The 18,486-nt window shown below is 35.4% G+C and carries 22 protein-coding genes; 5 read left to right on the forward strand and 17 right to left on the reverse strand.

Features of this window, described 5'->3' with window-relative positions; all coding sequences use genetic code 11:
• Window positions 1–21: 21 nt before the first annotated feature.
• On the forward strand, window positions 22–1,872 hold the full coding sequence (rpsA, locus tag GUB10_RS07650; protein ID WP_193710848.1) for a 30S ribosomal protein S1: 1,851 nt from the start codon (window positions 22–24) through the stop codon (window positions 1,870–1,872).
• Between the two features lie 118 nt (window positions 1,873–1,990).
• Entirely contained in the window at window positions 1,991–2,581 is a 591-nt protein-coding gene (gene hemG, locus GUB10_RS07655; RefSeq protein WP_193710849.1) for a menaquinone-dependent protoporphyrinogen IX dehydrogenase, read from the forward strand.
• Between the two features lie 54 nt (window positions 2,582–2,635).
• Here the strand turns inward: hemG and GUB10_RS07660 are convergent, their stop codons facing one another.
• From GUB10_RS07660 to GUB10_RS07700, 9 genes are all read right to left on the reverse strand, one after another.
• On the reverse strand, window positions 2,636–3,097 hold the full coding sequence (locus tag GUB10_RS07660) for a hypothetical protein (protein WP_193710850.1): 462 nt from the start codon (window positions 3,095–3,097) through the stop codon (window positions 2,636–2,638).
• A 66-nt stretch (window positions 3,098–3,163) separates the two neighbouring features.
• Complete coding sequence (locus GUB10_RS07665) at window positions 3,164–4,018, reverse strand: pirin family protein (RefSeq protein WP_193710851.1); 855 nt, start codon at window positions 4,016–4,018, stop codon at window positions 3,164–3,166.
• Between the two features lie 111 nt (window positions 4,019–4,129).
• On the reverse strand, window positions 4,130–4,747 hold the full coding sequence (locus GUB10_RS07670; protein ID WP_193710852.1) for an alpha/beta hydrolase: 618 nt from the start codon (window positions 4,745–4,747) through the stop codon (window positions 4,130–4,132).
• Between the two features lie 170 nt (window positions 4,748–4,917).
• Window positions 4,918–5,154 (reverse strand): hypothetical protein, encoded by a 237-nt coding sequence (locus GUB10_RS07675; protein WP_193710853.1) that lies wholly within the window; start codon window positions 5,152–5,154, stop codon window positions 4,918–4,920.
• Window positions 5,155–5,197: 43 nt separating this feature from the next.
• Window positions 5,198–6,016, reverse strand: coding sequence for a GIN domain-containing protein (locus tag GUB10_RS07680; protein ID WP_193710854.1), 819 nt, complete (start codon window positions 6,014–6,016; stop codon window positions 5,198–5,200).
• 63 nt (window positions 6,017–6,079) lie between these two features.
• Window positions 6,080–6,223 (reverse strand): hypothetical protein, encoded by a 144-nt coding sequence (locus tag GUB10_RS07685; protein WP_193710855.1) that lies wholly within the window; start codon window positions 6,221–6,223, stop codon window positions 6,080–6,082.
• Window positions 6,224–6,228: 5 nt separating this feature from the next.
• Complete coding sequence (locus tag GUB10_RS07690) at window positions 6,229–7,953, reverse strand: PspC domain-containing protein (protein WP_193710856.1); 1,725 nt, start codon at window positions 7,951–7,953, stop codon at window positions 6,229–6,231.
• Window positions 7,946–8,290, reverse strand: coding sequence for a PadR family transcriptional regulator (locus tag GUB10_RS07695; RefSeq protein ID WP_057480798.1), 345 nt, complete (start codon window positions 8,288–8,290; stop codon window positions 7,946–7,948). Before GUB10_RS07695 ends, GUB10_RS07690 begins: the two co-directional genes overlap by 8 nt.
• A complete protein-coding gene (locus GUB10_RS07700; protein ID WP_193710857.1) occupies window positions 8,287–8,826 on the reverse strand; it encodes a DUF4870 domain-containing protein in 540 nt (179 codons plus the stop codon). The genes GUB10_RS07695 and GUB10_RS07700 overlap by 4 nt, the downstream gene beginning before the upstream one ends.
• Before the next feature lie 144 nt (window positions 8,827–8,970).
• Between GUB10_RS07700 and GUB10_RS07705 the strand changes: the two genes are divergently transcribed.
• The 3 genes from GUB10_RS07705 to GUB10_RS07715 all read left to right on the forward strand — a co-directional run bounded on the left by GUB10_RS07705 (window position 8,971) and on the right by GUB10_RS07715 (window position 10,558).
• Complete coding sequence (locus GUB10_RS07705; RefSeq protein WP_193710858.1) at window positions 8,971–9,423, forward strand: DUF4442 domain-containing protein; 453 nt, start codon at window positions 8,971–8,973, stop codon at window positions 9,421–9,423.
• Between the two features lies 1 nt (window position 9,424).
• The gene (locus GUB10_RS07710; protein WP_193710859.1) at window positions 9,425–10,225 is read left to right on the forward strand and encodes a TIGR00266 family protein; all 801 of its coding nucleotides are present in this window, start codon (window positions 9,425–9,427) and stop codon (window positions 10,223–10,225) included.
• A 135-nt stretch (window positions 10,226–10,360) separates the two neighbouring features.
• Window positions 10,361–10,558, forward strand: a complete 198-nt coding sequence (locus GUB10_RS07715; protein WP_193710860.1) for a hypothetical protein — start codon at window positions 10,361–10,363, stop codon at window positions 10,556–10,558.
• A gap of 130 nt (window positions 10,559–10,688) precedes the next feature.
• Here GUB10_RS07715 and GUB10_RS07720 read toward each other — a convergent pair whose 3' ends face one another.
• The 8 genes from GUB10_RS07720 to GUB10_RS07755 all read right to left on the reverse strand — a co-directional run bounded on the left by GUB10_RS07720 (window position 10,689) and on the right by GUB10_RS07755 (window position 18,451).
• Window positions 10,689–11,639 carry a LysR family transcriptional regulator gene (locus GUB10_RS07720; RefSeq protein ID WP_193710861.1) on the reverse strand — a complete coding sequence of 317 codons (951 nt, stop codon included), beginning with the start codon at window positions 11,637–11,639 and terminating at the stop codon, window positions 10,689–10,691.
• A 99-nt stretch (window positions 11,640–11,738) separates the two neighbouring features.
• The gene (locus GUB10_RS07725; RefSeq protein ID WP_193710862.1) at window positions 11,739–12,155 is read right to left on the reverse strand and encodes a DUF2141 domain-containing protein; all 417 of its coding nucleotides are present in this window, start codon (window positions 12,153–12,155) and stop codon (window positions 11,739–11,741) included.
• Between the two features lie 202 nt (window positions 12,156–12,357).
• The gene (locus tag GUB10_RS07730) at window positions 12,358–13,689 is read right to left on the reverse strand and encodes a DUF58 domain-containing protein (RefSeq protein ID WP_193710863.1); all 1,332 of its coding nucleotides are present in this window, start codon (window positions 13,687–13,689) and stop codon (window positions 12,358–12,360) included.
• Entirely contained in the window at window positions 13,689–14,690 is a 1,002-nt protein-coding gene (locus GUB10_RS07735) for a MoxR family ATPase (protein WP_193710864.1), read from the reverse strand. The genes GUB10_RS07730 and GUB10_RS07735 overlap by 1 nt, the downstream gene beginning before the upstream one ends.
• Complete coding sequence (locus tag GUB10_RS07740; RefSeq protein WP_193710865.1) at window positions 14,671–15,885, reverse strand: DUF4350 domain-containing protein; 1,215 nt, start codon at window positions 15,883–15,885, stop codon at window positions 14,671–14,673. Before GUB10_RS07740 ends, GUB10_RS07735 begins: the two co-directional genes overlap by 20 nt.
• Window positions 15,878–16,636 carry a DUF4129 domain-containing protein gene (locus GUB10_RS07745; RefSeq protein ID WP_193710866.1) on the reverse strand — a complete coding sequence of 253 codons (759 nt, stop codon included), beginning with the start codon at window positions 16,634–16,636 and terminating at the stop codon, window positions 15,878–15,880. Before GUB10_RS07745 ends, GUB10_RS07740 begins: the two co-directional genes overlap by 8 nt.
• On the reverse strand, window positions 16,636–17,493 hold the full coding sequence (locus tag GUB10_RS07750) for a hypothetical protein (RefSeq protein WP_193710867.1): 858 nt from the start codon (window positions 17,491–17,493) through the stop codon (window positions 16,636–16,638). Before GUB10_RS07750 ends, GUB10_RS07745 begins: the two co-directional genes overlap by 1 nt.
• On the reverse strand, window positions 17,474–18,451 hold the full coding sequence (locus tag GUB10_RS07755; protein ID WP_193710868.1) for a stage II sporulation protein M: 978 nt from the start codon (window positions 18,449–18,451) through the stop codon (window positions 17,474–17,476). Before GUB10_RS07755 ends, GUB10_RS07750 begins: the two co-directional genes overlap by 20 nt.
• Window positions 18,452–18,486: the final 35 nt, after the last annotated feature.

An 18,486-nucleotide genomic window follows, 5' to 3' on the forward strand; every position in this document is an offset into this window, starting at 1 on the left:
GATACAAATTTTTTATCAGCAATGGCTGAAGATAACAAAAAACAGGACGTTCAGGACGAAAATCTTGACGTTCAACCGGTAGCTGGAATGGCTACATCATCGCAACCTGCTCCTTCAGAGCAACAGGAAAACCCTGAGAAATTTCTTAAAGAATTTAACTGGCATAATTATGAAGAGGGGATAGACCCAATTGATGATGAGAAGTTAGAAGAATTTGAGCAATTGGTTGCAGAGAATTTCGTAGACACTTTAAATGACGAAGTTGTAACAGGTAAAGTAATTAATATTACCGATCGTGATGCAATTATAGACATTAATGCAAAAAGTGAAGGCGTTATCTCACTTAACGAATTTCGTTACAATCCAGATCTTAAAGTTGGCGACGACGTTGAGGTTTTGATAGATGTTCGTGAAGATTCTACAGGACAATTAATTCTTTCTCACCGTAAGGCTCGTGTAATCCAGGCCTGGGATCGTGTAAATAAAGCTCACGACGAAAGTCTTATTGTAAACGGTTTTGTAAAATGCAGAACTAAAGGTGGTATGATCGTAGATGTATTTGGAATTGAGGCGTTCTTGCCAGGTTCTCAAATAGACGTGAAGCCTATTCGTGATTACGATGCTTACGTAGGAAAAACAATGGAATTCAAAGTGGTGAAAATCAATCACGAATTCAAAAACGTTGTGGTTTCTCATAAAGCGCTTATTGAAGCTGATATTGAAGAACAGAAGAAAGAAATTATCGGTCAACTTGAAAAAGGTCAGGTACTTGAAGGTACTGTTAAAAACATCACTTCTTACGGAGTATTTGTTGATCTTGGAGGTGTTGACGGACTTGTTCATATTACCGACCTTAGCTGGTCTCGTATCAACCATCCAAATGAGATCGTTGAGCTGGATCAAAAACTAAATGTGGTAATTCTTGACTTTGATGAAGCGAAGACAAGAATTCAATTAGGTCTTAAGCAGTTAAGCAAACATCCATGGGAAGCTCTAGACGAAAACCTTAAGGTTGGAGACAAAGTAAAAGGTAAAGTAGTTGTAATCGCAGATTACGGTGCATTTATTGAAGTTGCTGATGGTGTTGAAGGTCTAATCCACGTTTCTGAAATGTCTTGGAGCACGCACTTGCGTTCAGCTCAGGATTTCGTAAATGTTGGAGACGAAGTTGAAGCTCAAATTTTAACTTTAGATCGTGAAGACCGTAAAATGTCTCTTGGAATTAAGCAATTAACTCCAGACCCATGGACAGATATTACTACTAAATATCCTGTTGGTTCTAAACACAAAGGAATTGTACGTAACTTCACCAACTTTGGTGTATTCGTAGAATTGGAAGAAGGAATTGACGGACTTATCTATATCTCTGACTTATCATGGACTAAGAAAATTAAGCACCCATCAGAATTTACAAATGTAGGTGATGAGCTTGAGGTTGTAGTTCTTGAGTTAGACGTAGATGGTCGTAAATTAAGCCTTGGTCACAAGCAGGTTGAGGATAATCCTTGGGATAAATACGAAACTGAATTCGCTGTTGGTACAAAACATACCGCAGAGATTGCAGAGATTGTAGACAAAGGAGCGACTATAGAGTTTAATGAAGATATCACTGCATTTGTTCCAACCAGACATCTTGAAAAAGAAGACGGTAACAAATTAACCAAAGGTGAATCTGCAGAATTCCAGATCATTGAATTCAATAAAGAATTCAAGAGAGTGGTAGCATCGCATATGGCTATTCACAAAGAAGAAGAACAGCAAATTGTTAAGCAGGCCGCTAAGAAAGCAGCTGCGCAAAACAACGACAAAACCACTATTGGTGATGTTAATGCCGATCTTCAGGCTTTAAAAGATAAAATGGAAGGGAAGTAATTCTCTAAATTTATCATAAATAAAAACCTCCTTAGTTCAAGCTAAGGAGGTTTTTTTGTTTAATTATGATGTAAATTCTCGCTGGTTAAATATTCATCTTTTAAAAGTTTAATACCTCATGAAGCAAAAAGTTGGAATAATTTATTCTTCTGTAGATGGGCATACGCTAAAGATTTGTAAAAAACTGTGTGATGTATTTAATGAGCAGCAAATTCAGGTAGAGCTTTATGCTGTAGATGATTTTAAGGCCAATTTAGCCGAATTTCATACTGTGGTTATTGGAGCCAGTATTCGATATGGAAAACACAGTGATAAAATTTTTGAATTCCTTAAACAACATAAGCAGCCGTTAAGCCGAATAAAAACTGCCTTTTTCTCGGTTAACCTCGTTGCCAGAAAAGAAGATAAAAACTCGCCCGATACGAATCCTTATATGATTAAATTCCTGAAGAAAACGAATTGGAAGCCGGACTTTATAAGTGTTTTTGCGGGAAAACTCGATTATAAATCCTATTCATTTATTGATAGACTGTTGATCAAACTCATTATGAAATTAACCAATGGGCCAACGAAATCAGAAAAGCCAATAGATTTTACAGATTGGAAAAGAGTTGAGGCTTTTGGTCTGCGCTTATGTGAAGACAAAACCAATATTAATGACCTTAACGCCGATTTTCAAGCTTTAAAAGATAAAATGGAAGGGAAGTAATTCTCTGAATTTATCATAAATAAAAACCTCCTTAGTTCAAGCTGATGATGATACTTATTGGACTTTTTCATAAAATAATCCAGGGCCATCACAAGCCCACCAATTGCTTAGTAATAGGTTTTCATCATTTCTATAATAAAGATATTCTACCGGTTCACTAGAACAATTTCCAATAATAGTATTTGCTTCATTGTAGGTTAGAACTAAAGCTTTTTCAGAAGATTGAGTTTCGTCAGGAATTCTAAAGGAACCGGAAGCCGTAAATGATTCTCCTTCTTGATCAACCCTGGTTTTTGTAAAAGTTCCATCTTCGAAAAAACTATAGGTTTCCTGCCAGGACATATCATCACCTGTGGTTTCAGAATTTTCAAAACTACCGGACATTTTTATTAACTTCCATTCCTGTGGAAGTTCTTTTAGAACTAAATCAAGACTTAAATTTTGTGGTTCGTTTTTTTCTTCGGTACTACAGGACAAAAAGCTTAATACAATAATAAGGGTGTAAACTGCTTTCATTTTTTTATATTTAATGCTATATAGTAGATGCAACTTTTACAAAAAGGTTGCGTCTTTTTATAAAATTTAGCCATTCCAACTTCCAAAAAACCCATTTTGATAATCCAGAAAGGCCTGTTGAATTTCCTGTTGAGAATTCATAACAAAAGGCCCCTGGGCTACAATAGGTTCATTAAAAGGTATTGCATGCCCTAAAAGTAAAATACTTTCTTCTAAAGCCTCAATCTCCATACTTTCGCTATCATTTTCAAATTCTACCAGATTATGTATTTCGGCTTTGCTGCCATTTACAAGTAGTTTTCCTTTAATTACATAAAAGAATATATTCCTTTTTGCAGGAATTTCTACTGAATATTTACCACCTTTATCAAAATGTAAAGTAGCCAGCTGAATGTCGTTTAAAGGTTGAAAAGCTGCTTTGGTATTTTCCCAATTTCCTGAAACGGCAGCTAAGCTAACTTTTCCATTATCTATATTTACCTCGGGAATATCTTCTTTTTGAAGCCCCCTGTAGTTAGGTTCCGTCATTTTATGTTTGGCAGGTAGGTTTACCCAAAGCTGAAGAAGTTCTAATTCTCCGCCATTTCTTTTAAATTCTTCAGAAGATATTTCAGCGTGGATAAGTCCTTTTCCCGCGGTCATCCACTGCACTCCTCCGGCTTTTATTACACTTTGCCACCCAGTGCTGTCTTTATGGGTAAGATCACCTTTTAGGATAAAAGTTACAGTTTCAAATCCGCGATGGGGATGTGGTCCAAAGGGTAATCCATTATTGTTCTCGGGATATTTTTGATATCCGTGGTGATTTAGGAATAAAAATGGATCAATATGATCTATAGTATTTGTGGGCAAGGCCCTATAGGTAATAAGGTCAGCAATTGGTGAACTTACCGCTTTGTGTATTTTCTTTATACTTCTCATAATCTTATATCTGGTTTACTCGATAACTGAGATTTACCCCTTTATCGGGGGCTTCCACGCTTGTTTCAAAATCTCTTTATTTAACGACTTTTTGGCAAGCCGTGAGGGATTTTAATTAAATACAAATTTATTGGCGAGTTTTATTTCGTCTTCGGAAATGGTATGTGGTCTATTTTTATAGATTTCAACTTCAACATTCGCATTCATCTTTTTCAAAATTTCAGCAGATTCTTTTACACGGCTTACTGGAACATGCGCGTCTGGATCTCCGCTGCCTATAAAAATTGGAGTTCCTTCAAAATTACCCGAATAGTTTTCGGTATAAATTTTATCACCAATAAGTCCGCCTGTAAATGCAGCTACTCCTCCAAATTTCTGGGCATTACGTGTTACAAACTCCAGGCTTAAACAAGCACCTTGCGAAAAGCCGGCAAAATATATATTTTCTGAAGTGATTCCTGTTTCTTTAATGTCATTTAATAATTCTTTAAGCAGTTCTAGTGATGAAGCATAGCTTGGTTGGTTTTGGGCAACAGGAGCCAGAAATGAATTTGGATACCAGGTGAAATCTTTAGCCTGAGGAGCTAAAATTGCAAATTCCGGAGTGTTTAAGTGGTTGGCCAAAGAAAGAAACTCTTTGGCGCTTCCGCCACGGCCGTGTAATAAAACCAGGACTTTCTTGGCTACACGTAGTTCTTCGCCTGCGGTATAGATCTCTTTTGTATGCATTTTTTAAATTTTAATTTAAGATACTAAATACGCATAAAAAAAGCCCCGGAAATGGGACTTTTAAAATAATTTTTAGATTTCACTCGATAATCGGGATCTAAGTTGTTAGTCTTGCCCTAAAAGCAAAAAAAATCTATTTAATGTCATGTTGACTTACTAAGAGTAATTCACTAGTTGTCGTCATTATCAATTTTTACTTTTTTCTTTATCTCGCCATCATCTTCTTTGATTTTGATCTTTTTGTCATCGGTCTTTACCTTAATTTTATCTTCTTTTACCTTAACCTTTGCATCTTCTTCTTCGGCCAATTGTTCTATTTCAGATTTTTCCTTTTCCTGCTCTCTACAGGATACAAAACTTAAACTTAAGGCCAATAGTATTAAAATAGATTTTAAAGCAATTTTCATAATTATTGGTTTTAATGGTTTAGTTAAATGTATTTAAAAAAGTTTAATCTTTTTTAGATAACACTGCATTTTCAGAAAATTCTAACAATTCTACTTTAGGATTAGCATATAGATCTATCTCGCTTCTGTTTTTTGCTGTTAGGGTTAAAGTTTCTAAAACTTCGATTTCGTTTTTAGATTTACCTTCGGCAATCACTACGGCCGTTTTTGCTGTTAACCTTTTTCCATCAAATTTAGAAGAGTGTTCAGAACGCAGCTGAAGATCGTTTACTTCCCCTTCAATTTTAGCCTCAGCCTTTTCATAAGTATCAACCTTAAATTTTTGGGCATTTACCAGTGCTTCCATTTCACTGGAACCATTAAGCTGAAAATAAGCATTTTCTGCCGTAAGGTTTAACTCTATTTCAGCATCTTCTTCGTTATAAAGGTCGAATTTAGTGATTGTAAGAGTTAGATATATTTTTGCACTTTCTTTAGCGGTTATTTTAAGCTCCTCGGCGTAAAGCTCTCCTTCAGCTTCTAACTCTATGTTTCCACCAACGTTTAATTGCTGAAGATTTTTAGGATAGGTAATTGTGATTTCCTGAGATTTACTGCGGCCTATTTCTTTTGAGGGCTTTATAAATAAAGTACCGTTTACCACCTCAGCACGAATTATGCTGTGTAGGTTATCATCAGCTTCAACTTCTATCATTGCGGTATTTCCATTCTTAAGTCTTACGTCAGAATTTCCAATTAAATCTATACTATGAAAGTCTGGTAGGCGATTTTTTTCAGTAGTAACATTGCCGCTTCCTGTTATTTTATTACTGCCACAGCTAACTAGCAGGATAGATCCGAAAATTAAAAGTAGTTTTTTCATCTAAAATATTTTTAATGACAAAGATAATAAAAAAGCCTCCCGAAGGAGACTTTTAAGAATTGCTTAGCATTCGTAAACGCTTATAGTGCACTTTCTGGCTAAAAATTGATGATATTCTATATAATCTTTAACCATCTTTTCATTTTCTACTACCGGCTCTCCTAAATTAAAGACCACCAATAGTACCTGTAAAATTAGTTGAATCATAATTTTTAATTTTGGTTATTGGTTTCGTCGTTTTCAACTGGGGTTTTATCTATGCTTACGCCGCTGCTATTAATTTGAATATTAACTTCTTCTTCCCCGGAATTAATTCGGGCGTTAAAATCACCTTCTTCGTCCCATTCATCTTCACTTTCCATATCCCATTCTTCAATTGGGCAGTCTTCACATATAGCTTCATCTTCGGTGATTTTCAGGTATTTTTCAGTATCGTTGCCAGTCATAATATTGCCCATGTAATTGTGGCGATAAAATGTAGCCGTATTTTCCGCACTAAATAAGGTTACCCCTTCTGGCAAAAATAAAGTTACTTTTACTTCCTGGTCACGGTATTTATATTTATCGTCTGAAGTAAAAAAAGAATCTAGAAAAAGTTCATAACTATTTACTTCCAGATTATAAATGATATTTTTAGCTCTATCTTTAGCATCTTTGTGATCTTTACCTTCCGCAGACTTAATTATTTCAATCCGGGCCACTGAATCTTTCGTGGATTTTATAATCAAATTAATATCTGAACTATAAAGAATACGATCTCCATTCTCGTTGAATTTAATTTTGAAATTATCACTTTTCCAAATATTGCTCGAGTATTCGGGATTATTTCTCATACTTAAATAAAGAGTATCCTGTGATTTAATCGGAATTGTTTGGTTAATAATATGTTCCCCATCAAATGCCCGATGCGTTGCCTGTTGTATTCCTATAATTGCCACTCCAACCAGGGCGAGTATCCAAAGCCCAAGCAGTACCAATTTTGCAGGAGTTCCAATAGACTTTAATTTGCCTACCAGGATTTTTAATCCTAAAACAAAAAGGAAGAAAAACGGAATTCCTACAATTAAAAAACTCAATAGCCATAAAAGCCAGAGTGGGGCACCACTAACCGCCATTTCTACATAACTACTCCAGGGAGCGTCTATAATACCAAAGGTCCCTACGGTGAACAAACCTACAAACAGGCTAATTAATACAGAACCTGCCAGTATTATTAGAACAATACCTATTAGTTTAACAAACACCTTTAAAATAAAGGCAATTACATCACCAATTGCCGTTGCGGCAGAGGTCGCACCGCTTTTGGCCTGATTGCCGTATTTTTGATAATCTACATCTTTTACTTTCCCGGTAACATTGTCAAAACCCTCACGAATTTTTTTTTCAATATTACTAATGGTTACTTCTTTGCCACGCATAGCCAATTTATCGGCTGTGCTTTTAGCTTCCGGAACAAAGATCCAAAGGGCAATGTAAATTAGAATAAAAGCCCCACTGGAAAAAATAGTAAGCAATATCCAGAGTAAACGCACCCAAATAAAGTCGATTCCCAAATAATGTCCCAGTCCTGAAGAAACACCACCTACATAAGAATGTTCGGTATCTCTAAACAGTTGTTTGCCTGGAGACTTTGTGGTTTTGGCCGCGGCCGGTTCATCTTCAAAGATTTCTTCATCTACCATATAATCTTCGGGTTGCCCCATGATGGCAATTACTTCTTCTACTTCTTTAAGTCCTATAACCTGGCGGTCTTCTTTCTTTTTCTCATTAAAAAGTTCAGCAATACGCGCTTCAATATCAGCTATAATTTCATCTCTTCCCTGGGTATTGGTAAAAGAACGTTTTATGGCGTCCAGGTAATGCTGCAGTTTGGCATAGGCATCCTCATCTATATGAAAGAATATACCGGCAAGATTTATATTTACTGTCTTATTCATGATTCTTGTTTTTTTGAGTGGTTACAATGTTAACAGCGGTTTGCAGTTCGTTCCAGGTGCCGGTAAGCTCCTTAAGGAAGAGTTTTCCGGTATCGGTAAGTCCGTAATATTTTCTTGGTGGTCCGCTGCTGGACTCTTCCCAGCGATAACTAAGAAGTCCTGCATTTTTTAGCCTGGTCAATAAAGGGTAAATTGTACCTTCAACCACCAGTAATTTGGCGTCTTTAAGCGTGTCTAGAATTTCGGCTACATACGCATCTTCATCTTTTAATACCGAGAGAATGCAGTATTCCAATACACCTTTACGCATTTGAGCCTTGGTGTTTTCTATCTTCATAGCGTTTGGTTTTTAGGGTTGTTAAACTGTTCATTTTTTGATTGTTGATGGTTAGTAAATTGATGATTATTTGAATCTTTTCCAATAAAGTTGATGCAGAGGGGAAAAGAGTAATTTTCTCCGTTACTGGCTTTTATACTTGCACTTATCACCGCAAATATTTCCAGGAAAAATAAGGCAGCCAGTAAAATGGCAAATACAGCAAGGGTAACAACTATAGAGATTGCCTGCCCAAGTTCGTTTATATATAATTGTTCAGCTCCAATTACAATGGGCATATCAAGACCTAATCTAAGAGCCTGGAAAACCACAATGGCCAGGCCTATGGAGAGTAAAAGAATGGTATAAAGAAAAAGGCTAATTTGAAAATTGATTGTTTTTCTGCCATGCTCATCTATAAAAGACTTTTCTTTTTTAGTTAACCATAAGATCAATGGAAAAATAAAATTCCCCAAAGGAATAATAAATTTCGAAAAGACCGACAAATGCAAGATTGTGGCCATTGTTTTTTCTTCTTTTGCTATCTTTAAATCCATAACCTAATAATTTATATAACAAATATATATCTAAAAGAAGGTATTTTGCAAAGCATAGTACTAAATATTAACATAAATTTATGATTTTTGTAGTCTAAGGATATTGATTAATTTGAATACTTTTATTAAAACAAATACTTCATAATGACATTAAACAAGAGTAAACTCAATAAATTTTTAATGCTAAAATTGCCCAGTGCCTGGATTTGTGGAGTACGGGTTGGTGAGATTGAAGAGAATACCTGTAAAGTAACAGTAAAGCATAAATGGATAAACCAAAACCCATTTAAAAGTATGTATTTTGCAGTGCAGGCAATGGCAGCCGAATTAAGTACCGGGGCTTTGGTTATGGGGAAAATTAGAAATTCGAATAAAAAAATTTCTATGTTGGTAGCCCAGAATCGTGCACAGTTTACCAAAAAAGCCACAGGAAAAATAAGCTTTTACTGTTATGATGGTCATTTAATAGATGAGGCCATCAATAAAACATTAGAGACAGGAGAGGGGCAAACTTTCTGGATGAAATCTACCGGGATGAATAGCACGGGGCAACAGGTTGCCGTATTTGAATTTGAATGGACTATTAAAGTAAAATAATATGAATGCACATGAAATAGATTACCAAATTTTTGGCGAAGAAATGCAATATGTAGAACTTGAACTGGATCCGAGGGAGGCCGTAATTGCCGAGGCTGGCAATTTTATGATGATGGACGATGGCATAAAAATGGATACTATTTTCGGAGATGGGGCGAAAGAAAATGAAGGTTTTTTAGGAAAAGTATTAGGGGCCGGAAAACGTTTGCTTACGGGAGAAAGCTTGTTTATGACAATTTTTAGTAATGAAATTCAGGGAAAAAAGCGCATTAGTTTTGCCTCGCCTTATCCCGGAAAAATTATTCCTATAGATCTTACACGTTACGGAAATAAATTCATTTGTCAAAAAGATGCTTTTTTGTGTGCCGCTAAGGGGGTTGCAGTAGGTATTGAGTTTAGCAAAAGGTTGGGGCGTGGCTTTTTTGGAGGTGAAGGTTTTATAATGCAAAAACTTGAGGGAGACGGGATGGCATTTGTTCACGCAGGAGGTACTATGGCCAGAAAGGAATTATCTCCAGGCGAGAAATTAAAAATAGATACCGGGTGTATAATTGGTTTTACCCAGGATATAGATTATAATATAGAGTTTGTGGGAGGAATAAAAAATACAATTTTTGGGGGAGAGGGACTTTTCTTTGCAACCCTAACCGGCCCAGGAACCGTTTATGTGCAATCTTTACCTTTTAGCCGTCTTGCTAACAGGATTTGGCAGGCAGCGCCACAAGGTGGAGGAAAAGATAAAGGTGAAGGTAGTATTCTAGGCGGGATAGGAGATGTTATTAGCGGCGATCGTAATTTTTAGAATCGTTAAACACTTGTGAAACTAAAGGATAATTAGAAATTTTTAGTATCTTTAGATAATTCTAAAGTCTACAGCCTATTATTAAATTTCTACTCTTTTTTTTAAAACCTAACGCTAATCTAAATCTTTCAAATTATGGCGAGAGCGATGTTTGAATACACCAAAACTGTGCTTGACAAAGTTAGTTTTGATCCTAATCTTTTTTGTAGGGAAGTGAAAAAAGCACTTCATAGACTATTACCTCACGAAATAGAGGAATTACGTATCTGGATAACTGCTTTAACCACTAAGAACCCAGAGCTTAATCAATGTTTAATTCTTTTAAAAACATAAAAAAAAGCGGCTTTTGGGCCGCTTTTTAATCTCTAATTCAGTTTTAATTACTTCCGCTAATGGCCGGAAATCAAGTGGCATTTTTCTAAAAAATACCAACTGGATTTTCTTTCCATTAGTTATACTATTTCTAATACGTTTTGTTTTTGTTTAACGGGCTTATAATATTTACATTATGAAAAGTAATAGCTCCTTTTACAACCCCGGCAATAGTACTTCTAATAGCTTCAATAATTTGCATTTTTAACTCACTTCTATTGTAGATAAGGCTTACTTCCCTGGCGGGAACAGGATCTTTAAACATTCTTAGGTTTTTCTTTTCGTTGTCCTTTAAATCTAGCGTATGTAAATAGGGGAGAAGTGTCATGCCCAATCCTTCATTTGCCAATTTGATTAAAGTTTCAAAACTTCCGCTTTCCAGTTGAAAGTGATCTTCGTCATAATTTCGGGACGACTTGCATAAATTAATAATTCCATCTTTAAAACAATGCCCATCCTCTAAAAGAAGCATATCATCTATATCAAGATCGTTTATTTCAATTTTATCTCTATGGTGTAACCTATGTGCATTTGGAATATAACCAACAAAAGGTTCGTAATAAAGTACATTTTCTTTAATGCCCGGTAATTCCAAAGGTGTTGCTGCAATGGCAGCATCTAAATGGCCTTCTCTTAAGCGCTCAATAATGGCTTCGGTGTTTAGCTCCTCTATTTTAAGCTTTACCTTAGGATATTTTTTAATAAAATTATTGATAAACATGGGCAGTAAAGTAGGCATTATCGTGGGGATTACTCCCAACTTAAAAATACCTCCTACAAAGCCTTTTTGTTGATCTACGATGTCTTGAATCCTATCGCTTTCGTTTACAATATTTCGGGCTTGTTGAACAATTTTTTGGCCTGTTTCGGTTAATTGAATAGGCTTTTTAGTTCTATCAAATATTTGTACATCCAGTTCTTCTTCAAGTTTTTGAATTTGCATACTTAATGTAGGCTGGGTAACAAAAACCTTTTGAGCCGCTTTGGTGAAATTTTTATGTTCCGCCACAGCCAATACATAATGCAGTTGTGTAATTGTCATAAAATTGAAAGCTTATTAATACTGCAAATGTATTGGTTTTTTCTATTATAAATTAATATAGATATGATTTTATCTATGTTAATTTCATATTCTTTGGCTTTAAAATGTAAGGTTTATGTCTTTTTGGGAACCATCAAATTGAAATTTCGCATCTTCCCATAAAGGTGGCCCGTATAAATTTATTTGATTGTTAGAGATTCCATAATTTTCTTGAGGAACACCATTTGTATCAAAATCCATTCGTTCATTTCCATTCTTATCATGATAGGCAGATATGGCATAGGTGCCAGGTGGAACTTCAGTAAAGCTTACTTTAGCTATTCCGTTTTTAATTAAAGTTACTTCTCCCTTTAGGGGCTCTTTTTTCAGAAAATTAGCTTCCGTGAAAAGTCCGAAATATACTACTCCTTCTTCCGAAGAGAGGTTGTCTACGTTTACGGTAATAGTTCCTATTTTTTCCTGGCAGAAAGCTAAGCTGCTAAGGAATAGGCTAATTAAAATGGCAATTGTTTTCATAATAACATAGTTTTTATTGGTTTATATATCAAAACTATATAGATGAACGCTGCCTGCTTATTATTTTATACCGAATTGTGAATTTTGAATACTGAACTGTGATTTTTTTATTTAGTACCTGAAAATGTAAATAGTCATCTGAGATATAGATGCAACTGAAGCAGTCCATTATTTTGTTTCTTGTTTTTGCGCAATGAATAGCCTAAAGTATTCCGCGTGCTTTTATTTCAAGATATTTGTTAATTGCGTTAATACTAAGGTCTTCAGGTTTGGTAAGTAGGGTGTTAATGCCGTGTTTTCGTAATTCTGCGGCCATTAATTTTTTATCGTGCGCAAAGTTTTCAGCGATTACCTGGTGGGCTAAGTCGGTAGTGTTGTTTGGCTTGCTTGCTATAACCTTATCTAAGGCTGTATTTTCAAAAAATATAACTACCATCACATGTTTTTTATTGATGGCTTGTAAATATGGAAGCTGTCTTTTTAATGCCGAAATATGCTCAAAATTAGTATAGAGCATAAGTAAACTACGTTGCGGAATGTTTTTACGCAAATTGCTATATAGTATACTAAAATCTGAATCGGGGAACTTTGTATTAATAGCATATAAGCGTTCCATAATTTGTTGCAACTGACTTAATTTTGCATTGGCTTTAAGTATACTTTCAATTTTTTTGGAAAAAGAAAGCATACCTACTTTGTCTTTTTTCTTAAGCGCAATATTAGAAAAAGCAAGGCTGCTGTTAATAGCATAGTCCAATAAGCTTAAACCATTAAATGGCATTTTCATAACCCTACCGGTATCTATTATGGAATAAATTGGTTGTGCTTTTTCATCCTGAAATTGGTTCACCATAAGATCGCCATGTTTAGCAGTGGCTTTCCAGTTTATGGTCCTTATATCGTCTCCCGGCACATATTCTTTAATTTGTTCAAATTCCATAGTATGCCCAATCCTCCTAATTTTCTTTAAGCCTGGCTGTGATAAACGATTATCTATCGCTAAAAAGTCCAGTTTTTTCATTTGAATGAATGAAGGGTAGACTTTAAGCATTTGGTCTTTCCCAAAAATACTTCTGCGTTTTGCAAGTCCTATTTTGGTAGAGGTGTAGATATTAAGTTTTCCGAAGAAATATTCACCACGGGTAACCGGCCTTAGGGAATAGCTGAATTTCTCGGTAGCACCGGCCGTAATTTTTAATTGTTTAAAAAAATCTCGCTTTTGAAATTGTATGGGAACTTCATCTATAATTTCTACTATAACCGAAAACCCATAATGATTCTCCAGAATAATTTCTACGTCGTTTTCATCAGAATTTGAAAACTTCTGAGGTAGAATTCTTTCAGCGTTTACCTGGTTGTTTTTATAAAGACTTACTAAATCGGCTAGAAAAAAGAAGAATAAAAGCAAGCTTAAAACCCAGGTTATCGCATATAGGTTCTCAAAGAAATAAGAGAATAGAAAAAGTAATGCGAGCGTAAATATCGCATAGAAAAAACGCTGGTTTAGATATAAAGATTTGAAGAATTTTAGCACTAACGTGGAATTTCTACAGATTGGGAAATCATTTCTATTACTTCTTTAGCGGTAATTCCTTCCATTTCCCTATCAGGACTAATAATAAGTCGGTGGGCCAATACAGGATTTAGTACTTTTTTAATGTCTTCAGGAATCACAAAATCTCTTCCGTTAATGGCGGCAAAAGCTTTTGAAGCGCTCATTACAGCTATAGAAGCCCGGGGAGAAGCGCCAAGATAAATATGTGAGTGATTTCGGGTTTTTCCTACAATACTGGCAATATAATGCATCAGCTTTTCTTCAATAATTATTTCCTGGATTTGATCCTTTAATTCTTTTAGGTTTTTAGGGTCTAAAATTGCTTCAATTTGGGAAATAGGTTGGGAGCCTTTGCGCTCATGATGCGTTTTTAGTATAGCAATTTCATCATCAAGTCCCGGGTAGCCTACTTCAATTTTAAACAAAAAACGGTCTAATTGTGCCTCGGGTAAAGCGTAAGTACCTTCTTGTTCTATTGGATTTTGTGTGGCCAGTACCATAAATGGTGCCTCCAAATTATGCTGAACCCCGTCTATGGTAATTTGACGTTCTTCCATGACCTCAAAAAGAGCGGCCTGGGTTTTAGCCGGGGCACGGTTAATCTCATCTATTAAAACAATGTTAGAAAAAATGGGACCGGGTTTAAATTCAAATTCGCTTTTTTGAGCATTTAAAACCGATGTTCCCAAGACATCGCCCGGCATAAGATCTGGTGTAAATTGAATACGGCTAAAATTGGTATTTAGGCTTTTTGCGAATAGTTTGGCCGTTAAGGTTTTGGCAACACCGGGAACACCTTCAATTAAAACGTGGCCGTTGGAGAACAATCCGGCTATTAGCAATTCTACAAATTCTTTTTGCCCAACAATAACCCTGGCTAGTTGATTTTTTAAATTTGAAACCGCTTCTTTAAGATCGTCTAAAGGAATACGACTATCAAAATTTAGGGATTCGGTTTCTTTATTTTCCTGATTTTCCATTGGAGTGCGATTTAAAATTATTTATGGCTTCGGCAAGTTCTAAAAAGTCAGTTTTGCCGGCATTCTTCTTAGTAGAAAAGTGTTGTATTTTTTTAAATAGTTTCTTCCCGTCAGCAATACTGTTTCCAGATTTTGCTGCCAGTAAAATATAGAATTCTTCGTCTATATTTTTGGTTGAAATTCTATAATTTATTCTAATATACTCTAAAAATAAATTGATTTTTTGAGAGATTAATTTAGCATATTCTTTTTCCTCCAGGTAGAGATCGCCAAGGGTTTTGGCGTATTCATAACTCTGGTTTTTTAATGGGTTTACAATTGGAATTGCGCGTTGCTTTCGCTTTCCTTCAAAAAGAATAAAAAGGATGCAGCCTGCCAATAAGAAATAATAAGCCCATTTAAGTTGGTTTTGGCTAAGGAGCAAATAAAGTGGGGAAGCGTAAAAACTTTTTCCCGCCTTGTAATAGTTGTCTAAAAATACGGGATTCCTTTTGTTTATGTAGGCTAAAATTTTCTCTGCATATTCATAATTCTGTTGTGATAGAAGAAAGTAGTTACTAAAGGCCTCAGGAGTACTATGCAGGTAGATTGTTCCTTCTCCAAACCTTGCACTTATAAAATTAGGCTGTTTGTTGCCTTCATCGCCCTGAATATTGATTAGCCCATGCACATGAATATTGCTACTATCTCTTTGCTCAAAATAAAGAGGTGAAAATTCATTGGTAAATTTAAATCCGGTCTCGTTTTTTAAAGCGGTGTTTTTAAAATTTAGTTCGGGTTTTGAGCTTAGATCGTTTTTAGGAATAAAGACTTTGGTTTCCAGTTGAAGTGTATCCAGTAAAGCCGGACTTATATTTCTGGCCGAAACAAATAATTTGTTTCCTTTACTCGTCCAATTAAGTAAAATATCCAATTCATCTGTATCGAAAGCCGCAGCATTATTCAGGAAAAAATAAGTGCCGTTCTTAAGACTATCGGTAAGTTTTTCGAAAGGTGGAATGCTTACTTCTTCCAGATCCCATTTTTGTGTACTCTTCCAGCTTTCGTAAAAAACCAAACTTCCAAGCGGTATTTTATCATCGCTCATATAACTGGGCGTCCAGTTTACGGGTTCGGGCTCGGTAGCTTCAAGGTAAGTTAGGAAAACAACCAGGAGCAGGAAAAAACCAAAAAATACTTTTGATGTTTTATTCATTAATTCCCGATTTTAAGCTTTCTTCCATTTTCTTAAACTCCCCATTTACCTTTGTAAAACGTTCTTTAGACAGGTTAAAATCTCCATACCAGATAAAATCGTACAAGCGGGTAATTTTAATGAACTGTTCTTTTATTTTAGTTTCCTTTATTTCAGTAATATAATCTTCGTTTGTTTTTTGAAATCGATAAGATATGTGTTTGTTTTTGTCCAGTATGCGAAGACTTTTTAAATATAAATATCGAACCGCCAAACGGTAATTTTCATCATCGATTGCCCGATCGATTAGGGAGGAAATATCAGCTGTTTTTACAATTTCTTCTTCTTTTTGAAGATTTATAGTTCCCTTTATAGGCTCTGCCATAACGGCATTTGCAGGGTTTAAACGAATAAAAAGCCAGGTAATTACTACAATTACCAAAACAAGTAATAGATAGGGCAGGGCCTGTAGAACAGCACTCCAAAAAGCATTGGTTTGGTAATCGCCAAAAAGCCATTGCAAAAATGCGTTCCATTTTAAGTTTAGCCAACGTTTTAAGCGGGTCCACCAGGAATCTTCTTCAATTTTTTTTAAATAATCAAATGCTTTTTCAGTTTTATATGCTTCAATTTTTTCCGAATCAAAATCAGCTTGCTCCAGTGCGGGCTCGAGTGTGCTTTGACTCAAGTCTATCGCATTAGTAGCCAACTGTTCCTGCGGAATAAAGTTTCCGAAGAAAAATAAATTTAAAAAAAGCAGAAATTTAATCATTAATCGTTTTTGCCAAGATTTTCAATGCTTTCGTAGGCGCCTGTAAAATATTTTTGCTCATTTAGGTTATAATATACAAACGCAACCCCAATAGGCGTAATGGCATAAAGTAAATATTGAATGGCTGAAGATATAATAGTTAAGCTTAGGTAAACCCAGTCGAATATATCGGCGACGTTAGGGCCAGAAGCGGCGTTTTCTTCCATTATCGTAAACATTTTAATAAAGCTGTAAATAAGCACCGGAATTTGAAAAACAAAGCTTATAACATACACGATAAGCCAAATAAGAAATAAGCTTATAAAGCTCATCCACCAGTTGTTTTTTATTAAATGAAAACCTTCAGAAATACTACCGCCAATACTTTCGTTTTTAAAAACAAGAACGGCGGCTGCAATACTTAAGGGAACACTCAAATATATTCCGGGGATAATAAAAATAATAAGTCCAACGAAAATTAGAATCCAGGTAATCGCTCCAAGCCCAAACATTTTTCCCAGGTCTGTTTTAACACCCTGTTTAATTTCGTCCTGGTTTATCTCTCCTTTATTGTGTACATATGATTTTACAGAATGAAAGGCTGCCACATTCATAACAGCAAAATATAAAAGAAGGCCAATGAACAGTGAGCCAAAACTTATAAAAAAGCCACCATCCTGGTTAAACATAAAGGTATTACCTATGGTGCTGTAGGTGTAATAGGATACCGCAGCAATTAAAAGTAAAAAAGCAGGCCAGATTATTTGTACAATACTTTTAAAATAGGCTTTATAGTTTTCGCGAATAAATTTGAAGGTATAACTAATAATGTCTCCAATTTCCCGCTCTTGCTTAAAATTAATGTAATCTGGCTTCATGAATTTGTTTTTTATGTAAAATATGAGGGTAAAAAATATAGTAGAATAAAATAAGGGCTAAAGAACTACCAATTATTAAAATGGCCAACCAATCTGGCATTTGGGTTTGTCTGGTTACAAAACCCTCCAGGAAACCGGCGATAATAAAAAAGGGAACAGTGCTAATTACAATTTTAAGTCCGTTTTTCACTCCTTTGGTAAACGAGTTTAGACGAGTGTAAGTTCCCGGAAATAGTATGCTTTTTCCAAGTACCAAACCGGCGCATCCTGCAATTATTATTACTGAAATCTCTATAGTTCCATGAATCCAAATGGTTCTGGCCGATTCCCATAACAGACCCTGATCGTAAAAGAAATATTGAAACGAGCCCAGCATTATCGCATTTTGCATTAAGATAAAAACCGTGCCTATACCCGCTAGAACCCCCATACTAAAGGCCATTAAAGAGACTCGTATATTATTTATAGTAATACCCAGAAACATATCTGTAGCTGCCATTTTTTTGTACACCGCCATAGGATCACCTTCGGCGATATTTTGCAGGGTCATATTTACGTAAGCATCTCCTAAAATACCTCTTACAAAAGTATGATCTGAGGCTGCTGAAAATGCACCTACTGCAGAAAAAAGGCTGAAAATTAAAAAGCTAAGTAATAATTGTTTCTGAAAATTGTAAAAGAATAACGGGAATTCTTTTGTAAAAAACGTGATAAAACGGTTTTGGGATTCCTTTTTGTTCTTATAAATCCTTTGATGTGCAGAAGCGGCTAATTGATTTAAATAAGTAGTAGTGTTGCTTTTAGGGTAAAATGTTTTAGAGTAGCTTAAGTGGTCGCTAACTTCAATATAAATATCAGAAAGCTGTTCGGCCGGTACCCTGTTGTTTTTATTTTGAAGCAGGCTTTCAAACCTCAGCCATTTATCCTTATTTTGCTTTATAAAAGCAGCCTCTCGCATGTTTTCTTTTATTAAGACTCAAAGAAACAGATTAA

This window comes from Salegentibacter sp. BLCTC (genome assembly GCF_015143665.1).
GTDB classification, from domain to species: Bacteria; Bacteroidota; Bacteroidia; order Flavobacteriales; family Flavobacteriaceae; genus Salegentibacter; species Salegentibacter maritimus.

What these genes read in the sequence shown, in the direction of transcription:
- GUB10_RS07715 (WP_193710860.1), top strand. Translation starts at nt 10,361, where the DNA reads ATGGCGAGAGCGATGTTTGAATACACCAAAACTGTGCTTGACAAAGTT.
- GUB10_RS07750 (WP_193710867.1), bottom strand. Translation starts at nt 17,493, where the DNA reads ATGAAGCCAGATTACATTAATTTTAAGCAAGAGCGGGAAATTGGAGAC.
- GUB10_RS07695 (WP_057480798.1), bottom strand. Translation starts at nt 8,290, where the DNA reads ATGAAGATAGAAAACACCAAGGCTCAAATGCGTAAAGGTGTATTGGAA.
- GUB10_RS07700 (WP_193710857.1), bottom strand. Translation starts at nt 8,826, where the DNA reads ATGGATTTAAAGATAGCAAAAGAAGAAAAAACAATGGCCACAATCTTG.
- GUB10_RS07670 (WP_193710852.1), bottom strand. Translation starts at nt 4,747, where the DNA reads ATGCATACAAAAGAGATCTATACCGCAGGCGAAGAACTACGTGTAGCC.
- GUB10_RS07725 (WP_193710862.1), bottom strand. Translation starts at nt 12,155, where the DNA reads ATGAAAACAATTGCCATTTTAATTAGCCTATTCCTTAGCAGCTTAGCT.
- GUB10_RS07690 (WP_193710856.1), bottom strand. Translation starts at nt 7,953, where the DNA reads ATGAATAAGACAGTAAATATAAATCTTGCCGGTATATTCTTTCATATA.
- GUB10_RS07755 (WP_193710868.1), bottom strand. Translation starts at nt 18,451, where the DNA reads ATGCGAGAGGCTGCTTTTATAAAGCAAAATAAGGATAAATGGCTGAGG.
- GUB10_RS07660 (WP_193710850.1), bottom strand. Translation starts at nt 3,097, where the DNA reads ATGAAAGCAGTTTACACCCTTATTATTGTATTAAGCTTTTTGTCCTGT.
- GUB10_RS07665 (WP_193710851.1), bottom strand. Translation starts at nt 4,018, where the DNA reads ATGAGAAGTATAAAGAAAATACACAAAGCGGTAAGTTCACCAATTGCT.
- GUB10_RS07740 (WP_193710865.1), bottom strand. Translation starts at nt 15,885, where the DNA reads ATGAATAAAACATCAAAAGTATTTTTTGGTTTTTTCCTGCTCCTGGTT.
- rpsA (WP_193710848.1), top strand. Translation starts at nt 22, where the DNA reads ATGGCTGAAGATAACAAAAAACAGGACGTTCAGGACGAAAATCTTGAC.
- GUB10_RS07705 (WP_193710858.1), top strand. Translation starts at nt 8,971, where the DNA reads ATGACATTAAACAAGAGTAAACTCAATAAATTTTTAATGCTAAAATTG.
- GUB10_RS07720 (WP_193710861.1), bottom strand. Translation starts at nt 11,639, where the DNA reads ATGACAATTACACAACTGCATTATGTATTGGCTGTGGCGGAACATAAA.
- GUB10_RS07735 (WP_193710864.1), bottom strand. Translation starts at nt 14,690, where the DNA reads ATGGAAAATCAGGAAAATAAAGAAACCGAATCCCTAAATTTTGATAGT.
- GUB10_RS07745 (WP_193710866.1), bottom strand. Translation starts at nt 16,636, where the DNA reads ATGATTAAATTTCTGCTTTTTTTAAATTTATTTTTCTTCGGAAACTTT.
- GUB10_RS07675 (WP_193710853.1), bottom strand. Translation starts at nt 5,154, where the DNA reads ATGAAAATTGCTTTAAAATCTATTTTAATACTATTGGCCTTAAGTTTA.
- GUB10_RS07710 (WP_193710859.1), top strand. Translation starts at nt 9,425, where the DNA reads ATGAATGCACATGAAATAGATTACCAAATTTTTGGCGAAGAAATGCAA.
- hemG (WP_193710849.1), top strand. Translation starts at nt 1,991, where the DNA reads ATGAAGCAAAAAGTTGGAATAATTTATTCTTCTGTAGATGGGCATACG.
- GUB10_RS07680 (WP_193710854.1), bottom strand. Translation starts at nt 6,016, where the DNA reads ATGAAAAAACTACTTTTAATTTTCGGATCTATCCTGCTAGTTAGCTGT.
- GUB10_RS07685 (WP_193710855.1), bottom strand. Translation starts at nt 6,223, where the DNA reads ATGATTCAACTAATTTTACAGGTACTATTGGTGGTCTTTAATTTAGGA.